The organism is Rhodococcus sp. ACPA1 (assembly GCF_002300195.1).
Taxonomy (GTDB): Bacteria; Actinomycetota; Actinomycetes; order Mycobacteriales; family Mycobacteriaceae; genus Rhodococcus_F; species Rhodococcus_F opacus.
Genome location: NZ_NSDX01000001.1, coordinates 922,566 through 940,473 on the forward strand (window position 1 = coordinate 922,566; position 17,908 = coordinate 940,473).

Sequence of the window (17,908 nt, forward strand, 5' to 3'; positions counted from 1 at the left end):
ATGAGGACGAAATTCACCGAGGCCTTCGGTGTCGAGCACCCGATCGTCCAGGGTGGCATGATGTGGGTCGGCCGTGCCGAACTCGTAGCGGCCGTGGCCGATTCGGGGGCGCTCGGATTTCTCACCGCGCTCACCCAGCCGACTCCCGCAGATCTCGTCGCGGAGATCGCCCGCACACGGGAGCTCACCGACAAACCGTTCGGCGTGAATCTCACCATCCTCCCGTCGATCAACCCGCCGCCGTACGCCGAGTACCGCCAAGCGATCATCGATTCCGGAATCGGCATCGTCGAGACCGCCGGCTCCAATCCGGTGGACCACCTCCCGCACCTCAAGGACGCGGGGATCAAGGTGATCCACAAGTGCACGAGCGTGCGGCACGCGGTGAAGGCGGAACAGGTCGGTGTCGACGCGGTCAGCATCGACGGCTTCGAATGCGCAGGCCACCCCGGCGAGGACGACGTCGCGGGCCTGATCCTGATCCCGGCCGCCACCCGAAAGCTCACGATCCCCGTGATCGCGTCCGGCGGCATCGCGGACGCGCGCGGCCTCGTCGCCGCGCTCGCACTCGGCGCCGACGGCGTGAACATGGGCACCCGATTCATGTGCACGGTCGAATCCCCGGTGGCGCACGCCGTCAAGGAACAGATCGTCGCCAACACCGAACGCGACACCGAACTCATCTTCCGATCCCTTCGCAACACCGCCCGCGTCGCGACCAACGCGGTCAGCGCCGAGGTGGTCGACATCGAGTCCCGTGGCTGCGAATTCGCCGACATCCAGCATCTCGTCGCCGGAGCCCGCGGACGCACGGTGTTCGAAATGGGCGATCTCGACGCCGGAATCTGGACCGCGGGACAGAGCCAGGGCCTGATCGACGACATCCCGACCGTGCGCGAACTCGTGTCCCGGATGGTCACGGAGGCGGAATCGATCATCACCGGACGGCTCGCGCGCACGGTCGACTCGCGCATCGGAGCGGTGTCGTGACCGCGCCGGCGGTCGACGGGCTGCGCGTCGTCAACGAGGCCGGGGTCCTCCGGATCACGATCGACCGGCCCGACCGGATGAATGCCCTCGACCTGGCACACATGACGGCGCTGGGCGACGTGCTCACCGCAGCCGCCACGGACTCCTCTGTTCGTGTGGTGGTCATCGCGGGGGCGGGCAAGGCGTTCAGCACGGGCGCGGACCTCGCGGCGGCCGCCGCGGCCGGAGGCCGGGAAGCGCCCGCGGAGGTGGTGATGGACTCCGCCAACAGGGTGGTTCGTGCCATCGTCGAGTTGCCGGTCGCGGTCATCGCGCAGGTGAACGGGGCAGCCGCGGGCGTCGGGGCGTCCATCGCTCTGACGGCCGACCTGACGTATGCCTCCGAGAATGCCTATCTACTCCTCGCGTTCGTCAACATCGGGTTGATGCCCGACGGCGGTTCGAGCGCGCTGATCGCGGCGTCCATCGGCCGGGCACGGGCTACCCGGATGGCTCTCCTCGGGGAGCGCTTACCCGCCGCACAGGCGGAGCGGGACGGACTGATCGCGGGCGTCCTCCCGCCGGATGAACTCGCCGCGCACGTCGATGCCGTGGCGGCCCGGCTGGCTCGTGGTCCGAGGCGGGCCATCGAACTCACCAAGCGGGCACTCACCGCAGCGACGCTCACAGCTCTGGACGCATCACTCGACCGCGAGAAGGCAGGCCAGGCGGAACTGCTGCAGGCCCCCGACTTCGTCGAAGGTGTCACCGCGATGCTCACGAAACGCGCTCCGAGCTTCCGGAGCTGATGCGAATTGCGGTTAACAAGACTGTTCCGATAGACGTCGAGATCTGTAATACTCGTCACAGCTCGATGCAGGTCCGAACAGACGGTCGGGCGCCGGGCACGAGTACAGCGAAGGGACCACCACCACATGCCGTCACGTAGCGAGCTGCTGGAGCAGCCACTGCAATCCCGCCGCAACCACTGGAACAATTGGGTTGCGTCGCACGCGGAGATGAAGCCCGATCAGGCCGCGTTCCGCTTTCTCGGCCACCGTACGACCTGGCGCGAATTGCACGACCGATCGGAGGCGCTCGCCGGCGCGCTGTCCCGCCGAGGTGTGAACTTCGGCGACCGTGTTCTGCTGCTCACCCTCAACCGCACCGAATTCTTCGAAGCGGTTCTCGCGATCAATGCCCTCGGTGCCATCGCGGTCCCCGTCAACTTCCGGCTCACCCCGCCCGAGGTCGCGTTCATCGCCCGTGACTCGGGGGCTCGTGCGGTGTTCACCGAGCCTGCGCTCGCACCGCTGGTCGCGGCGGTGCGTCAGGACGTTCCCGAACTGAGCCTGGTCGTGAACATCGGCGCCGACACGGAAGCCGACGTGCTCGGTTACGAAGAACTCGTGTCGGAGGCCGGCCCGGCGTATGCACCTGTCGATCTGCCCGAGGACACACCGTCCCTGATTCTCTACACGTCCGGAACGACGGGTACACCCAAGGGTGCGGTGCTGTCGCACTCGAACATGGTCGGACAGTCCATCACCTGTATCCGCGCGATGCGCTACGACCGCGGCGACGACATCGGGTTCCTCGCGTCCCCCGTGTTCCACGTGGCCGCGCTCGGTTCCGTCGCCCCGATGCTGATGCTGGGCAGTACCACGGTGATTCACCCGCTCAAGGCGTTCAACCCCACCGAGATGCTCGACGTGTGGGAGCAGGAGCGGATCACGACGGTGTTCCTCGTGCCGGTGCAGTGGCAGGCCGTCTGCGCCGACCCGACCGTCCGGGGTCGCGATCTCGCCCTGCGCGTCATCAGCTGGGGTGCGGCGCCCGCATCGGACACGGTGCTGCGCGCCATGGCGGACACGTTCCCGCGGGCGCTCATCGTCGCCGTGTTCGGGCAGACCGAGATGTCGCCGATCACCTGCGTCCTCGACGGGGACGACGCGATCCGCAAGCTGGGCTCGGTCGGCAAACCGATCCCGACGATCCAGACGCGCGTCGTCGACGACGACATGAACGACGTCGCACCCGGGACCGTCGGCGAAATCGTCTACCGCGGACCGACGATGATGCTCGAGTACTGGCAGAACCCGGCCGCCACGGCGGACGCATTCGCCGGTGGGTGGTTCCACTCCGGAGATCTGGTGCGGCAGGACGACGAAGGATTCGTCTACGTCGTCGACAGGAAGAAGGACATGATCATCTCCGGCGGCGAGAACATCTACTGCGCCGAGGTGGAGAACGTCCTGTTCGGACACCCGCGGATCCGGGAGGCCGCCGTGGTCGGCCGGCCCGATCCCAAGTGGACCGAGGTGCCCGTCGCCGTCGTCGCACTCGACGACGAGGGATCCGACCTGACCGTGGAAGAACTCGCGGCGTGGCTCGACGACAAGCTTGCCCGGTACAAGCACCCGAAAGACGTCGTGATCGTCGACGCACTGCCCCGCAACGCCAGCGGCAAGGTTGTCAAAGGCGAGCTCCGAAAGGCACACGGCGCAACCGGCGTCGCGGTCGTCTGACCCAGTATCGAACATCTCGAGGCCGGTCGCCGCTCTGCGGTGACCGGCAACGGGGGAGGACCGCGTGACATTCGAGTTGCCACCCGCCAAAGGGCCCGTGAGTCATTTCGCCAACGAAGTCGGCGCACTCATCGGATTCTCGATCGCGACTACGGTGGCCGCGGTGCGAGTTCTGGTGCGGCGCAAGCTGGCCTGGCGGGAACTGCTGGACCAGGCCTGGCGGATCGCGTCGGTCACGTCGGCGCCCGCCCTGCTGTTGATGATCCCCATCGGAGTCCTCATCGCGGTCACGATCGGTAGCCTCGCCGGTCAGCTCGGTGCCGAGGGGTACACCGGGGCGGTCGTGGGGTTCGTGATCGTCGGGCAGGCGTCCGCCCTGGTCTGCGCGCTGATGCTGGCCGGGGTCGGGGGGTCCGCGATCTGTGCCGACCTCGGCTCGCGCACGATCCGCGAAGAGGTCGAGGCCATGGAGGTCCTCGGGCTCAACGTGATCGAGCGGCTCGTGGTCCCGCGAGTGCTCGCGGCGGTGATCGTCGGCGTCGCACTGTGCGCGATGGTCACCGCCGTCGGAGTGTCGGCCTGCTTCCTCTTCCAGGTGGTCGTCCAGAACAGTTCGGCGGGAAGCTTTCTCACCGCATTGTCCCAGTACACGCGGTTGTCGGATTTCGTGGTCGCCCTCGTCAAATCGATGGCCTTCGCGGTGACGTCGGCGCTCGTCGCCAGTTTCAAGGGACTGCACGCCAAGGGCGGGCCCAGCGGTGTCGCCGACGCCGTCAACGAGGCCGTGGTCCTGGCCTTCATCCTGGTCTTCATCGTCAACACTGTGCTCAGTCAGCTCTATTCCGTTCTCGTCGTCCCGGTAGGTGGTTACTGATGGTCGTGAGCACCAGATGGCCCGCCGTGCACTGGGTGCGGGCCCGGTCCCGCCAGCCCCTCGACCTGATGACGGGGCTGGGCCGGGAATTCACGTTCTACGGCAGCGTGATCGCCGGAGTTCCCCTCGCGATCGTGAAGTACTGGCGGCACATCATGCGTCAGATCGGCGACATCAGTTTCGGCGGTGCCACACTGCTCGCCGGCGGCGGAGCGATCGGCGTCGTCTTCGCGATGTCCGCCGTCGCCGCGACGCAGGTGGGCATCGAGGGGCTGCGCGGACTGGACCTGCTCGGCATGGGATCCCTGTCCGGACTTCTGTCAGCGATCCTCAACACCCGCGAACTGGCGCCCGTGATCGCCAGCATCGCGCTCGCGGCGAAGGTCGGAACCGGGTTCACCGCCCAGCTCGGAGCCATGCGCATCTCGGAGGAGATCAGCGCGCTGGACGCGATGGCGATCCGGTCGCTGCCGTTCCTCGCGAGCACACGACTCGTCTCGTGCCTGATCTGTGTGGTCCCGTTGTACGTCGTCGGCCTGCTGTCGTCGTACCTGGCTTCGCGGCTGGTGATCGTCACGTTCGGCGGGCAGTCGGCCGGAACCTACGACTACTACTTCCATCTCATGCTCACACCCACCGACGTCGTGTACTCGTTCGTCAAGGCTGTCGTGTTCGCGACGATCATCGCGCTCGTCCACTGCTCGTACGGGTACCACGCGTACGGCGGCCCGGAGGGCGTCGGCCGTGCGGCCGGACGCGCCTTGCGTACCAGCATCCTCGCCATCGGCATCGTCGACCTGCTGCTGACGCTCTCGCTGTGGGGCCTCGTCCCGTCCGCCCCCGCCCTGGGGTTGCCGTGATGCGCGGCCGCCCGGGGGGACCGGGCAACGGCGCACTCGCCGTGCGGGGGGTGATCGGAGTGGCCGTCCTGATCCTGGGATCGGCATTGCTGGTCGGTTTCGGCACCGGTGCGATCGTCACCGATCCGGTGGTGACAGCGACGCTTCCGGCCGACGCCGGTGCAGTGAAGTCGCACACCACGGTGTCCTACAAGGGGGCGACCGTGGGGACGGTGTCGAGTGTCGACCCCGGAATGAACGAGACGGGTATGGACATCAGTCTCCGCCCGGAACAGATGCGTCACATCCCGGCGTCCGTCCAGGTGCGGGTCGTGCCCCGCACGCTGTTCGGCGACCAGACCGTCGAGCTGGTGTCGACCGCCGGAACCGGCGGCGCCCGACTCGAGGCCGGCGCGCGGCTGCAACCCGACACCTCGGCCGAGACCGTGCAGATGTACGACCTGTACTCGAAGGTCTACGACATGCTGTCGCGGGTGAAGCCCGAGCAGATGCAGGCCGCACTCAGCGCGGTCGCAGACGCGTTGCGCGGCCGCGGTGAGCAGTTGGGGCACACCATCGACAGCCTCCACACGGTGGCGACGTCGACCGCGCCTCTCGTCGAGTCGGTCTCGGAGCGGGCGCCGCAGATCGCCCGGATCAGTGAGCAGCTGGCCGCGGCCGCACCGGACGTCCTCGCCACCATGGACGCGGCGGTGTCCCTGTCGAGCACTCTCGTCGAGAACACCGACAGCTTCACCGGTTTCCTCGCCGCATCACTCGTCGTGTCGAGGAACTCCGGCGACGTCCTGGAACAGAACGCGGACAACATGATCGCGGTGGCCCTGAACGTCTCGCCGACCCTGGGCACCATGGCCAGCAAGTCCGATCTGCTGCGGGCCACCCTCGACGAGGCAGGCCCGTTCGGCGAGGCCGGCGCCGCCGTCTTCTCCACCGGCAAGTTCGCGGTCCGCGTTGCCGCGGACCTGTCCAACCCGCGGCCCTACACGTCGGCCGACTGCCCGCGGTATCCCGGCGTGGACGGACCGAACTGCGGGGGAGGTGGCGGAGGATGAGCGTCCGGAACTCGGCAATCAAACTGGCGATCTTCGCCGTCCTCGGCATCCTCTCGGCAGTGCTCGTGGTGAACACTCTGCGGGTGCCGGTCGAGGGGCAGACCGTGACGTACAAGGCGTTGTTCACCGACGCCCAGGGGGTCACTCCCGGCAGCGACGTCACCATCGCCGGGGTGCGGGTGGGACGCGTCGATTCGATCGACATCGTCGACGGCGACGCCGGAAGTGCCACCGCCCTGGTGGACTTCGAGGTGCAGCGCGATCAGGAACTTCCCGCCGACACCACCGTCGCCATCCGGTACGGCGACCTGCTGGGGGTCCGGTATCTCGATCTCGCGGCCGGGCCGTCGGGCGAGGGCACTCTCGGGGAGGGCGACACGATCCCGCTCGACCGAACGTCGCCCGCACTCGATCTCACCAGTCTCTTCAACGGATTCAAGCCGCTGTTCGACGCCATCGACCCGAAACAGGTCAACGCACTCGCCACCGAAGTCGTCGCCGTGTTCGACGGCAGGAAGACGAGCATGGAAACTCTGCTGCGCAGGGTGACGGACGTCACCGGCAACCTGGCGAATCACGATCAGCTGATCGGTGATCTCATCCGAAACCTCGAGGTGGTGGTGGGAACGGCGGCGGCGCGGGGTCCCGAGCTGTCCCACCTCGTCGACAGCCTCACCCAGTTCACCGGAATGCTCGCCGAGAACAACGAGGTGCTCATGGACACCCTCGATCAGAGTGCGGCGGTGAGCCGCTCGGCGCTGCAGATCGTGGACGGCCGCGTCCCGGAGCTCAGCCGCACCGTGGAACAGCTCGATTCGCTGACGGGGTCGATGCTGGGCGCCAACCCGGAATTCGATCACCTGATGGTGGCAATGCCGGAGTTCTTCTCGTCCGTCGACCGCTCGGGCTCGTACGGCTCGTGGCTCAACATCTACCTGTGCACCTTCATCGTCAACGTCGACGGTCGCGAAGGTGTCCTCGGTCCCGACCTGCATTCGAGGTACTGCCAATGAGTGTCACCGAGAAGGTGCGCGACGTCTGGGACTCGCTGGCCGGAAATCAGCGAGTGCGGCCCGTAAACCCGCTGATCGTCGGTATCGCCGGAATCCTCGCGGCAACGCTGGCGCTGGCGCTGGTTCTGGTGATCCCGCGGGTGAGCTTCGCCGTGCGGACCGACGGTTACACGGCCGAACTCGCGAACGCTGCGGGCCTGACCGATTCGGACTACGTGTACGTGGCGGGTGTCCCCGCCGGCCGGGTGGCCGCAGTGGACCTGGCGGGCGATCACGTGGTCGTGCACTTCCGGCTCGACGGTGAACGTCACCTCGGATCGACGACGTCCGCGGGAGTGAAGCTGTCGACCATCCTCGGCAAGCGATATCTGGACGTGGCGCCGTCGGGGCCGGGAGACCTGGGGGACGACGGGGTGATTCCACTCCGCCGCACCAGCGTTCCGTACTCGCTCGACGACATCGGGTCGTCCGCGATCGAGACGGCGGACGAACTCGACCTCGGGGGACTGCAGAAGATGCTCGCCGTCGTGACGGAGACATTGCCGCAGGACGCGAATCTCAACCGGGAGGCATTGGCGGGTGTGAGTGCGGCGTCCGCGATCCTGGCGAAGAACGCCGATCAGGTCACGCAACTGCTCGACAGCTCGCGGACCCTCACGGACGTGCTGGTCGGTCAGCAGGATCAGCTCACCACCCTGCTCGGTAACGCGGACGTCGTGATGAACACACTCGCCACCCGGCGTGCGGCCATCCGCCAGATGGTCGACGATCTCCAGGCGCTCGTCGCGCAGGCATCCCAATTCCTGGGCGAGAACACCGCCGAGCTGGATTCCCTGCTCGCGAACGCGAGACAGGTGACGGACCGGCTGCAGGCGAACCTCGCGAACCTCGACGCGCTCCTGACCACGGGTGCACCGGCCGCGAGGGCGCTCGTGAACGCGACCGGGACCGGCGACTGGGCCGACGTCTCGGCGCCGTCGGCCGTGATCGCCGACAACCTGCTCTGCGTCGTCGGGCTGATCACGGGGTGCTCGTGAACGCGGGCACCGCGCGCAGGGCCGCCGGGATCGGCGGCGTGCTCGCCCTCGTGGTAGCGATCGTCGGGGCCGGCTGGCTGCTGATCTTCCGTACGTCGTCCACCGTCGTGCATTCCGAATTCGCCTACGTCAACGGCGTGTTCCCCGGCACCAAGGTCTCGGTGCTCGGGGTTCCGGTCGGCACCGTCGAGGCGGTCGAGCCGAGAGGCGCGACCGTGATGGTCACGATGTCCGTCGCGTCGGACGTCGTGCTGCCCGCGGATGCGAACGCGTACGTGCTGGTGACGTCCGCGATCGGTGAGCGCTTCGTCGAACTCGGTCCCGCGTACACCGGCGGCCCGGTGTTCGAGAGTGGGCAGACCATTCCACCCGAACGCAGTCATTCGCCCATCACCTGGGACCAGCTGATGGACAGCGTCGACACCGTCGTCAAGGCGCTCGGCCCGGACGGAGGCGACGCCGGCGCCGCGATCTCCGCTGCCGCCGCGTCCACGGACGGCCTCGGTCCCGCGATGAACGACGCCATCCGCACACTGTCGCAGGCGAGTTCGGTGGTCGCAGGCAACAGCGCGGACGTCGGCGCGCTCGTCGACAACCTCGAGGTACTCGTGAACACGATCTCTTCGCGTCAGGCGCAGGTCGATTCACTGGCCGGTTCGCTCACCGCGATCGGGGACGAGTTCACCGGCCAGCAGTTCGCGATCGGCGACACGGTGAACCAGTTGTCCGCGCTCCTGAACCAGATCGACCAACTCGTGTCCGCCAGGGGCGGCGACGTCGCCGCCGGCATCGACAACCTCGCGGGCGTGAGCGAGGTGCTGCAGCGGCACGACACCGACCTCGCCGAGATCATGGACCTGGTGCCCTTGCTGATCGACAACATCCAGCGTGCGGTCACTCCGGACCAGCGTGCCCGCATCCGACTGAACATCTCCACGAACCTGGCGCAGGCCGAGCCGACGTCCCCGCTCTGCGCGGTAGTCGATCCGATCCTCTGCCGCGGAGCGGGAATCACCAACCCGATTCAGTTTCCGCCCAGCATGTCCGACCCGTTCGGGCTGCGCGAACTCATGGTCGGAGGACGATGACGATCCGGACGACAACGAAATCGCTGACGGCGGCGCTGATCGTCGGTGTGACGCTGCCCGCCGCAGGGTGTTCGCTGAGCCTGCAGGATCTGTCGGTGGGCCGTTCGCCGGACGGTCCGTCGTATCAGATCTCCGCGCAGTTCGACGGAGTCGATCGCGTCGTCCCGGGCGCCGAGGTCCGGGTGGGCCAGGAAGTGGTGGGCCGCGTCTCGGACGTGTCGACCCGGGACTTCGCCGCTCACATCGAGATGCGGATCCGCGACGACGTCCCGATACCGCGGGATGCGACGGCCCGGATCGAATTGCCCACGGCCCTCGGCAATCCCTTCGTCCGGCTCGACGTCGGGGACGCGGCGGGCGCGCCGATGAGCGAGGGCGACACCATCCCACTGGATCGGACGTCGCGCGGTCCCGACATCGAGAGCGGCCTGGCCGCGCTGGCCACCGTGCTGAACGGCAGCGGCATCGACCAGATGCACGCCATCATGAACGAATTGACCGTCGCCTTCACGGGCCGCTCGGACAAGGTCCGGGAACTGGTGGACATGCTGAACGACACGTTGGGGGTCGTCGACGACCATCGGGACGAACTCGACCGGGCGATGGTGGCGTCCAATGCCTTTGCGGCGGAACTCGCTGCCGGGCAACCGATCCTCGACCGGGCGATGACCGGCCTGGCGCCCGCGGTGGATCTCCTGGTGTCGCAACGAGATCAGATCGTCGCGCTGATGGGGGAGGCGTCCCGTCTCAGCCGCGAGGCACAGCACGTCCTCGGAAGCGCCGGATCCGAACTGTCGGCCGAGATCAGCGACGCGGGGGCGGTGCTCACGGCGCTCGACGGGTTCGAGTCACAACTCGCGCCGACATTGAATTCGGTGGCCACGTTCCTGGGTGGATTCGCCGCGGCCACACCCGGCGATTACACGACGTTCGACGGAACGTTCGACGTCACCGCGGTCATCGCCAAGCTGCTCACCGGATCAGCTCCGCTCGAGGTGCCGGAAGCCCGCACGCTGCCCGAGGTACTCGGCGGAGGCGTCCGATGATGACACGTCACGTGGTGGCGCAGCTGGTCCTGTTCCTCGTGATCTCGATCGCCGCGATTCTGTTCGGGCTGCGGTACGTCGCCGGCCCGGACACGTTCGGAACTCCCATTCACCTGAGTGCCCGGCTCGACCACGCCGCGGGCCTCGCCCAGGGAGCGTCCGTCAACTATCGCGGCGTCGGAGTGGGCACGATCAGCTCCGTCGACGTGAACCCCGAAGGGACGGGCGTCGTCCTCGGCATCGAACTGCATCCAGGCACGCAGGTGCCGGCTGGTTCGACCGCGAAGATCACCACCGAGAACGCGATCGGCATCCAGGCGCTCGACATCATGCCCGACGGCGCGGAACCGCCGTACCTCGCGGACGGAGACGTCGTCGAGGTTCCGCAGGAGGGAATCCCGCGCTCGCTCGATGCGACCCTCGTCGAGACCACGGACCTCGTGAACTCGATGGACGTCACCGCTCTGTCCTCGCTGGCCGACACGTTCGGCACCGCCTTCGGGGGCACGGGACCGGACCTGCAGAACCTGCTCGACGGTTCCGCCGAGATCGCCCGGACACTCGAAACACGCACCGACGCACTGTCGACCATCGTGAACAACGGCATGCCGCTCCTGGACACGGCGGACGGCCTCACCGCGGCTCTGCCGGAATCGGCGAGCACTGCGCGGAACGTCCTCGAGCAATTGCGGGCCCACGACTCCGCCCTCGTCGACCTGCTCGGACGCTCGCCGCAGACGATGGCGAGCCTGGACGCGTTGCTGTCGGGGAATCGGGACTCACTGGGCGCGCTGATGGCGAATCTGGTTCTCCCCACCCGGATCGTCGGTGACCGCACACCCTCCCTCGACTACGGCCTGACGATCATGCCCGGCGCGCTGCCGAAGATCGCGTCGATCGAGAAGGGGGGACTCGCCGACCTACTCCTGGTCGGAACGCAGGGACCGATGTGCGTGTACGACGCCCCTCGCCGTCTGGTGACCGACGCGGAACCGAGTCAGCCCGCCCTGGACTGGACGTGCCAGTCGCAGCAGTACCTGGAGCAGCGGGGTGCCGTGAACGTTCCACGACCGGACGACCTGGGTCAGGAGAACGCGACGAGGAACGGCGGCGTCTACGGACCACCGGCTGCGGACGATCCGCTGGTGATCGAGCCGCCACTCACGGGGCACACCCCGCGCTAGGTCCGTGCACGAGCCGAGGAGAGAACATCGATGAGTAAACCGACGGGTGCGGCGGCGGGCGGCGTCGACACGGCCGGCCGTATCAGGAGGCTCACCCAGGCCGCACTCAATGCCGACGTCACGATCGGCCGCGTCGATGGCGTGGCACACGAGATCGGGACGTCCCTCGACGAATTCACCCGTGTGCTGGGCAGGTTCGACGCGTTGCTGGACAAGTTCGCCGACGGGCTCGACACCTTCGCAGGCACGGTCCGGTCGGTGGACGGCGTCGTCGGGTCGCTGGCGACCACCGAACAGGACCTCGACGAGCTACTGCAGCGCGTCGGCCGGATCGTCGAGACGGTCGACTGGCTGCTGACCCCCGCGACGGCGGCGCGTCACCGGTTGGCCGGCATCAGATTCTTCTGACGTCCGGGGAGGCGAGTGGGCTACGCCGGGTTTCCCGCGGCCCTGCGATAGCCGCGCACCGCGGGGTAGGTGAAGATCAGCAGCCCGGCGACCGACCACGCGATGGTCTTGAGCAGAGGTTCCGCGACGGGTCCGCCCATCGACAGTCCCTTCATCGCGTCGATCGCGCACGACATCGGCTGGTTCTCCACGAACGGCTGAAGCCAGGTGGGGTAGGCGCCGGTGGGTACGAAACCCGAGTTGAAGAACAGCAGGAGGGTGCATAGCAGGGAGAGGATTTCGACGAGCGGCGCCTTCGCCGCGTTGACGGCGAGGGCGGTCACCATCGTCGCGAAACTCACCCCGAACAGCAGCGGCAGGAGCATCAAGGCGATACCGGCGAGAATGCCCTGATCGAACCGGAACCCGATGGCGAAACCGACGGCGATGATCAGCACTGTGGTGAGCATGATCCGCACGGATTCGGCCATGAGTCGGCTGAGCAGGCCCGACGCGCGGTGGACGGGCAGCACCCAGAACCGGCTCAGGAGCCCGTCCGCCCATTCCTTCTTCAGCGACAGACCGCCGGCGATGGAACCGAACATCGCGCCGACGAGCGTGATCATCGGAACGGTCCCGAAGACGCTGTTGACCCCGGTTGCCTTGGTGATCGAGATTCCGAGCACCGCCCAGAACATCAGCAACATCAACGACGGGTACACGATCGCCTGAAGCATGGTGTACGGGTCGCGCGCCCAGCGGAGCAGCAGTCGTCTGGTCTGCAGCAGGCTGTGGGAGAAGAGTGCGGCAAGGGAATTCTCCGGGTGGGGCTCGAGCACCTCGGGGAATGTCACCGTCGCCGGTGTGTCGGATCGGTACTCGGTGGTCATCCGCGCCTCACATTCGACCAGATCGACAACGGAATGAAGACCAGCGCCAGCCCTCCGCACCACAACAGGGTGGGTGTCAGCTGGTGGAACGTGATCGTGCCTTCCGTCATGGCACGCATGGACGAGGAAAACTGCGAGATGGGCTGATTTCGCACGAAACCCTGCGCCCACTCCGGGAACTGCGACACCGGAACGAATCCGGACGAGAACATGCCGAGGATCAGCTGGGGGAGCGTCAGCGCCTGACTGGTGACCTCGGGGCTCCGGGTCAGGGTGCCGAGGGCGTCGGCGCCCGTCGTGAGCGTGAACCCGATCAGCATCGCCAGCCCGCAGAACGCCGCGGTCAGCCCGAAGCCGCCGTCGAACCGGAAGCCGATCGCGTATCCGTAGCCGATCGCGGCGACGAGTGAGATCGTCGAATGTACGAGGGAGGCCGTCATGCGCGCGGCCAGTGGGACCGCCGCCCCGACCGGCATCGTCTGGAACCGCGAATTCATGCCGTTCGACGCTTCGGTGGCCGCGCGGTGCGCCGCCGAGATCGCGGTGAAGGCCATGGCCTGCAGGACGATGATCGGCATGACGAATTGCGCGTAGTCGATGCCCTGGAACTTCATCACCAGACGCAGTGGCAGATAGAAACCGACAGTGAAGATCAGCGGGGCGAACACCGCGATGAAGAATTGACCGAACACCCACATCGTGTGCAGGTTCCGCTGGGACAGGGCAATCCACTGCTGGACGATCGACGGTTGCGGCCGCCGGTGCCTGCCTTCGAGGGCACTCTCGAATCCGAGCTGGGCGGGCGCCGTCACGACGGCAGGCTCTCGTCGACGCGGACGTGACCGGTGAGGGAGAGGAAGACGTCGTCGAGGGACGGGCGCCGCAGGGCGATGTCGGCGAGCGTGACCCCGGCGAGGTCGAGGCGGCGCAGCACCTCGGCGAGGGTCTGGGCGCCGTGTTCGGCGGGAATCGACAACCGGTCGGTGCCTTCTTCGATGACCCGGCCGGGTGGGCACAGGCTCGCGAGGATCTCCCGGACGCGCGGCAGGTCGTCGAGACTCACCGGGACGACCTCGCAGTAGCTTCCGCCGGTCCGGGCCTTCAGTTCGTCGGCCGTACCCTCGGCGATCACGGTGCCCTTGTCGATGACGACGATGTTGTCGCTCAGCAGGTCGGCCTCTTCGAGGTACTGCGTGGTCAGCAGGATCGTGATGCCCTGCTCCTTCAGCGCGGACACGAGGGACCACACGCCCTGGCGGCTGCGGGGGTCGAGACCGGTGGTGGGCTCGTCGAGGAACACCACCTCGGGGCGGATCACCAGGCCACAGGCGATGTCGACGCGCCGGCGCATGCCGCCGGAGTACCCGGACACCTTCCGGTCGCCCGCCTCGAGCAGATCGAACTGGGTCAGTAGGTCCTGCGCGCGCGACTTCGCGGACGCCTTGGGCAGGCCCATCAGGCGGCCGAAGAGCACCAGATTCTCGCGACCGGTCAGCGACTCGTCGAGGGCGGCGTACTGGCCCGTCATCATGATGCTGCGACGGACGTTCGCCGACTCCTCGACGACGTCGTGTCCCGCGACGAATGCGCGGCCCGCATCGGGTCGCAGCAGAGTGGACAGCACGTTGACGGTGGTGGTCTTCCCTGCGCCGTTGGGGCCCAGGATGCCCAGGACCGTGCCGCGGGGCACCTCGAAGCTCACACCCCGCAACGCTGCTACGTCACCGAAGGATTTCTCGATTCCCTCGACAAGAACGGCGGTGTCAGCTGCTGGCATGTCCCGAGTATGTCACGCGAAGAGGGTGATCAAGGCAGACCGGGGAACACCTTCGCGCCCGGGGAACGGGAGCGGAAATCTTCTGTAACGCGTAAAGACAGGTACGCGATAAATGCCGGACGTCTGTACCACTTCGGCCCCGGCGACCACGGTGGAAACCGGTCCGTCCGGCCGGAAGGTCGTGCTGTGCCGCGACGTTCCGGCTCCGGGGAAGTGCCACACGGCAATTCGGGTCACCGCCGATGACGCCGGAACGAATGTGAGCTTCGACATGCGCCTTTCGCGTTCTACCGCGGCGTGACCCACGTCGTGATGTCGGCGTGAACCACCTCTACCCCCTGCCCGTCGAAGATGCGTACCGGCACGACGACGTCGGTGCCCGCGGTGATCGCGGTGAAGTCCGGCAGCTCCGGCAGTTCCGCTACGGCGCGCAGCGTTCCGTTCGCCTTGGCGAGGTAGTCGACCGTCATCGACTTCGGGATCCACCGGTGGGTCGAGGGCACGGTCGCCTCGGACAGCATGCCCATCGCGGCCTCGGCGAGGTTGCACGCCGCGATCGCGTGGAACGTGCCCAGGTGGTTGCGGACGCCCCACCACTTCGGGGCGCGGACCTCGCAGCGGCCGGGCTGCATCTCGACGACGCGGGGGAGCACCGAGCCGAAGTAGGGGACACGGAGACACATGCCGACGGAGAAGAGGGCGTGTCCGAGCGCGTTGTCGGGGAGCTTCTGCCACGCGGTGTACGTGGGACTCGAGGTCGTCATCCCCATATCTTACTTCAGAGTAAGTTCAGGTACTCGCGGGTGGGATCGACCCCGGTTTGTAGTCTCCCGCCCGGTACGGCATACTGGTCGGGTTGCCTTGTCTGGGACGCGATCGTTTGCGGCCCGAAACAGGTGGGGTGAAACGTCGCGGTGTAGATCAAATGACCTGCTCGCGGCCACATGCAAGACGGAAGCAGTACCTACTGGCACTCGAATTCGAGTGCATCCGGTGCGCGTTCCTGGCCCGAAAAGCTGAAAAGTTCCGGGTCGGAGAATGAGTGGGAGGGCGACACGCCCGACCGCGTGTACCGGAGAACCATGACAGATGAACAGCGGCAGCGGATCGGGTGTGTCCCGGTCGCCTAGCGTTCGGACAGTTGCGGCCCAGGTAAGGGACTGTGCAGACGAGGTAGTTCGGCCCGACTCGGGTGGGACTACGAAACGCGGCAAGAAAAGGACACTAAGCGTGGCGGGACAGAAGATCCGCATCAGGCTCAAGGCCTACGACCATGAGGCGATCGACGCGTCAGCGCGCAAGATCGTCGAGACGGTGACCCGTACCGGGGCCCGCGTCGTTGGACCCGTGCCGTTGCCGACCGAAAAGAACGTGTACTGCGTCATCCGCTCGCCGCACAAGTACAAGGACTCGCGCGAGCACTTCGAGATGCGTACTCACAAGCGGCTTATCGACATCCTCGACCCGACGCCCAAGACGGTTGACGCGCTCATGCGCATCGACCTTCCGGCCAGCGTCGACGTCAACATTCAGTGAGCGCGGCGGAGACAAAAACAATGACTGATACCAAGATCAAGGGAATCCTGGGCACCAAGCTCGGCATGACCCAGGTCTTCGACGAGAACAACCGGGTCGTTCCGGTCACCGTCGTGAAGGCCGGACCGAACGTCGTGACCCAGATTCGTACCGAAGAGCGTGACGGCTACAGCGCCGTGCAGCTCGCGTTCGGCGCCATCGACCCGCGCAAGGTGAACAAGCCGACTTCCGGCCAGTTCACCAAGGCCGGCGTCACCCCGCGCCGCCACGTTGTGGAGCTCCGCGTTGCCGACACCTCGGAGTACGAGGTCGGCCAGGAACTTACCGCCGAGGTCTTCGAGGACGGCGCCTACGTCGACGTCACCGGAACCAGCAAGGGTAAGGGCTTCGCCGGAACCATGAAGCGCCACGGCTTCGCCGGTCAGGGTGCATCGCACGGTGCGCAGGCCGTTCACCGTCGCCCCGGTTCCATCGGTGGTTGCGCCACTCCGGGCCGCGTGTTCAAGGGCATGCGCATGTCCGGCCGCATGGGTAGCGACCGCATCACGACGCAGAACCTCTCCGTTCACAAGGTGGACGCCGAGAACGGCCTGCTGCTGATCAAGGGTGCGATCCCCGGCCGCAAGGGTGGCCTCGTGATCGTCAAGAGTGCAGTGAAGGGTGGTGCACGAGCATGACCAGCACCGAGACATCGACGACCAAGCTGACGCTGGACGTCAAGGTCGCCGGCGGCAAGACCAACGGCACCGTCGACCTCCCCGCGGAGATCTTCGACGCGCCTGCCAACATCGCGCTTCTCCACCAGGTTGTCGTCGCGCAGCTCGCTGCTGCACGTCAGGGCACCCACGCCACCAAGACCCGCGGCGAGGTTCGCGGCGGTGGCAAGAAGCCGTACCGCCAGAAGGGCACCGGCCGCGCTCGTCAGGGCTCGACCCGTGCACCGCAGTTCGCCGGTGGTGGCACCGTCCACGGCCCGCAGCCGCGCGACTACAGCCAGCGGACCCCCAAGAAGATGAAGGCCGCCGCCCTGCGCGGAGCCCTCTCCGACCGGGCCCGCAACGAGCGCATCCACGTGATCACCGAACTGGTTGCCGGTCAGACTCCGTCCACGAAGTCTGCCCGCACCTTCCTCGGCGAGATCTCGGACCGCAAGAAGGTCCTGCTCGTCGTCGGACGCGAGGACATCGCGGCCTGGAAGAGCGTGCAGAACCTGGACGGCGTGCACCCCATTGCACCCGACCAGCTCAACACCTACGACGTGCTCAACAGCGATGACGTCGTGTTCAGCGTCGAGGCGCTCAACGCGTTCATCCACGGGCCCGCCGAGACCGCCCAGGAAGAGAACAAGGAGGAGGGCAAGTGAGCACCATCGCCGATCCCCGCGACATCCTGCTCGCCCCGGTCATCTCCGAGAAGTCCTACGGACTGATCGAGGAAGGCACCTACACCTTCCTGGTGCACCCGGACTCGAACAAGACGCAGATCAAGATTGCCGTCGAGAAGATCTTCGGCGTCACCGTGACCAGCGTCAACACCGCCAACCGTCAGGGCAAGCGCAAGCGGACCCGGTTCGGTTACGGCAAGCGCAAGGACACCAAGCGCGCGCTCGTGACCCTCTCGGCCGACAGCAAGCCCATCGAGATCTTCGGAGGACCGGTCGCGTAAGC

20 protein-coding genes are annotated in these 17,908 nt (G+C 67.0%); 16 read left to right on the forward strand and 4 right to left on the reverse strand.

Features of this window, described 5'->3' with window-relative positions:
* The 12 genes from CJ177_RS03860 (at nt 1) to CJ177_RS03915 (ending at nt 12,059) form a co-directional block, all read left to right on the forward strand.
* The gene (locus CJ177_RS03860) at nt 1-990 is read left to right on the forward strand and encodes a nitronate monooxygenase family protein (protein ID WP_061041827.1); all 990 of its coding nucleotides are present in this window, start codon (nt 1-3) and stop codon (nt 988-990) included.
* The gene (locus CJ177_RS03865) at nt 987-1,778 is read left to right on the forward strand and encodes an enoyl-CoA hydratase (protein ID WP_095867303.1); all 792 of its coding nucleotides are present in this window, start codon (nt 987-989) and stop codon (nt 1,776-1,778) included. Before CJ177_RS03860 ends, CJ177_RS03865 begins: the two co-directional genes overlap by 4 nt.
* A gap of 126 nt (nt 1,779-1,904) precedes the next feature.
* Entirely contained in the window at nt 1,905-3,497 is a 1,593-nt protein-coding gene (gene fadD5 / locus CJ177_RS03870; RefSeq protein ID WP_095867304.1) for a fatty-acid--CoA ligase FadD5, read from the forward strand.
* Between the two features lie 64 nt (nt 3,498-3,561).
* On the forward strand, nt 3,562-4,371 hold the full coding sequence (locus CJ177_RS03875; RefSeq protein ID WP_005239607.1) for an ABC transporter permease: 810 nt from the start codon (nt 3,562-3,564) through the stop codon (nt 4,369-4,371).
* Complete coding sequence (locus CJ177_RS03880) at nt 4,371-5,231, forward strand: ABC transporter permease (RefSeq protein WP_025432232.1); 861 nt, start codon at nt 4,371-4,373, stop codon at nt 5,229-5,231. Before CJ177_RS03875 ends, CJ177_RS03880 begins: the two co-directional genes overlap by 1 nt.
* The gene (locus CJ177_RS03885; protein WP_061041829.1) at nt 5,231-6,283 is read left to right on the forward strand and encodes an MCE family protein; all 1,053 of its coding nucleotides are present in this window, start codon (nt 5,231-5,233) and stop codon (nt 6,281-6,283) included. The genes CJ177_RS03880 and CJ177_RS03885 overlap by 1 nt, the downstream gene beginning before the upstream one ends.
* Entirely contained in the window at nt 6,280-7,296 is a 1,017-nt protein-coding gene (locus CJ177_RS03890; RefSeq protein ID WP_095867305.1) for an MCE family protein, read from the forward strand. The genes CJ177_RS03885 and CJ177_RS03890 overlap by 4 nt, the downstream gene beginning before the upstream one ends.
* Nucleotides 7,293-8,333 (forward strand): MCE family protein, encoded by a 1,041-nt coding sequence (locus tag CJ177_RS03895; RefSeq protein ID WP_095867306.1) that lies wholly within the window; start codon nt 7,293-7,295, stop codon nt 8,331-8,333. The genes CJ177_RS03890 and CJ177_RS03895 overlap by 4 nt, the downstream gene beginning before the upstream one ends.
* Nucleotides 8,330-9,421 (forward strand): MCE family protein, encoded by a 1,092-nt coding sequence (locus tag CJ177_RS03900; RefSeq protein WP_257014372.1) that lies wholly within the window; start codon nt 8,330-8,332, stop codon nt 9,419-9,421. Before CJ177_RS03895 ends, CJ177_RS03900 begins: the two co-directional genes overlap by 4 nt.
* Nucleotides 9,418-10,467, forward strand: a complete 1,050-nt coding sequence (locus tag CJ177_RS03905; RefSeq protein ID WP_095867308.1) for an MCE family protein — start codon at nt 9,418-9,420, stop codon at nt 10,465-10,467. Before CJ177_RS03900 ends, CJ177_RS03905 begins: the two co-directional genes overlap by 4 nt.
* Nucleotides 10,464-11,651, forward strand: coding sequence for an MlaD family protein (locus CJ177_RS03910; protein WP_061700650.1), 1,188 nt, complete (start codon nt 10,464-10,466; stop codon nt 11,649-11,651). The genes CJ177_RS03905 and CJ177_RS03910 overlap by 4 nt, the downstream gene beginning before the upstream one ends.
* Before the next feature lie 30 nt (nt 11,652-11,681).
* Nucleotides 11,682-12,059: a hypothetical protein gene (locus CJ177_RS03915; RefSeq protein WP_061041833.1), complete on the forward strand. Its 378-nt coding sequence runs from the start codon at nt 11,682-11,684 to the stop codon at nt 12,057-12,059.
* 20 nt (nt 12,060-12,079) lie between these two features.
* On the opposite strand, the gene CJ177_RS03920 is transcribed toward CJ177_RS03915, so the two are convergent.
* The 4 genes from CJ177_RS03920 to CJ177_RS03935 form a co-directional block, all read right to left on the reverse strand.
* The gene (locus tag CJ177_RS03920; protein ID WP_025432234.1) at nt 12,080-12,928 is read right to left on the reverse strand and encodes an ABC transporter permease; all 849 of its coding nucleotides are present in this window, start codon (nt 12,926-12,928) and stop codon (nt 12,080-12,082) included.
* A complete protein-coding gene (locus tag CJ177_RS03925; protein ID WP_005239620.1) occupies nt 12,925-13,740 on the reverse strand; it encodes an ABC transporter permease in 816 nt (271 codons plus the stop codon). Before CJ177_RS03925 ends, CJ177_RS03920 begins: the two co-directional genes overlap by 4 nt.
* Nucleotides 13,737-14,705 carry an ATP-binding cassette domain-containing protein gene (locus tag CJ177_RS03930; protein ID WP_005239622.1) on the reverse strand — a complete coding sequence of 323 codons (969 nt, stop codon included), beginning with the start codon at nt 14,703-14,705 and terminating at the stop codon, nt 13,737-13,739. The genes CJ177_RS03925 and CJ177_RS03930 overlap by 4 nt, the downstream gene beginning before the upstream one ends.
* A 287-nt stretch (nt 14,706-14,992) precedes the next feature.
* Nucleotides 14,993-15,469 carry a hotdog fold domain-containing protein gene (locus CJ177_RS03935; RefSeq protein WP_061700655.1) on the reverse strand — a complete coding sequence of 159 codons (477 nt, stop codon included), beginning with the start codon at nt 15,467-15,469 and terminating at the stop codon, nt 14,993-14,995.
* Nucleotides 15,470-15,935: 466 nt separating this feature from the next.
* Here CJ177_RS03935 and rpsJ point away from each other — a divergent pair, with 466 nt between their 5' ends.
* Genes rpsJ through rplW form a run of 4 tightly spaced genes read left to right on the forward strand, consistent with a single transcriptional unit; the run spans nt 15,936 to nt 17,906 of the window.
* Complete coding sequence (gene rpsJ / locus CJ177_RS03940) at nt 15,936-16,241, forward strand: 30S ribosomal protein S10 (RefSeq protein ID WP_003938093.1); 306 nt, start codon at nt 15,936-15,938, stop codon at nt 16,239-16,241.
* 20 nt (nt 16,242-16,261) lie between these two features.
* Nucleotides 16,262-16,918, forward strand: a complete 657-nt coding sequence (rplC, locus tag CJ177_RS03945; RefSeq protein ID WP_005239628.1) for a 50S ribosomal protein L3 — start codon at nt 16,262-16,264, stop codon at nt 16,916-16,918.
* Nucleotides 16,915-17,604, forward strand: coding sequence for a 50S ribosomal protein L4 (rplD, locus tag CJ177_RS03950; protein WP_005239630.1), 690 nt, complete (start codon nt 16,915-16,917; stop codon nt 17,602-17,604). The genes rplC and rplD overlap by 4 nt, the downstream gene beginning before the upstream one ends.
* Nucleotides 17,601-17,906 carry a 50S ribosomal protein L23 gene (rplW, locus tag CJ177_RS03955; protein WP_005239632.1) on the forward strand — a complete coding sequence of 102 codons (306 nt, stop codon included), beginning with the start codon at nt 17,601-17,603 and terminating at the stop codon, nt 17,904-17,906. The genes rplD and rplW overlap by 4 nt, the downstream gene beginning before the upstream one ends.
* Nucleotides 17,907-17,908: the final 2 nt, after the last annotated feature.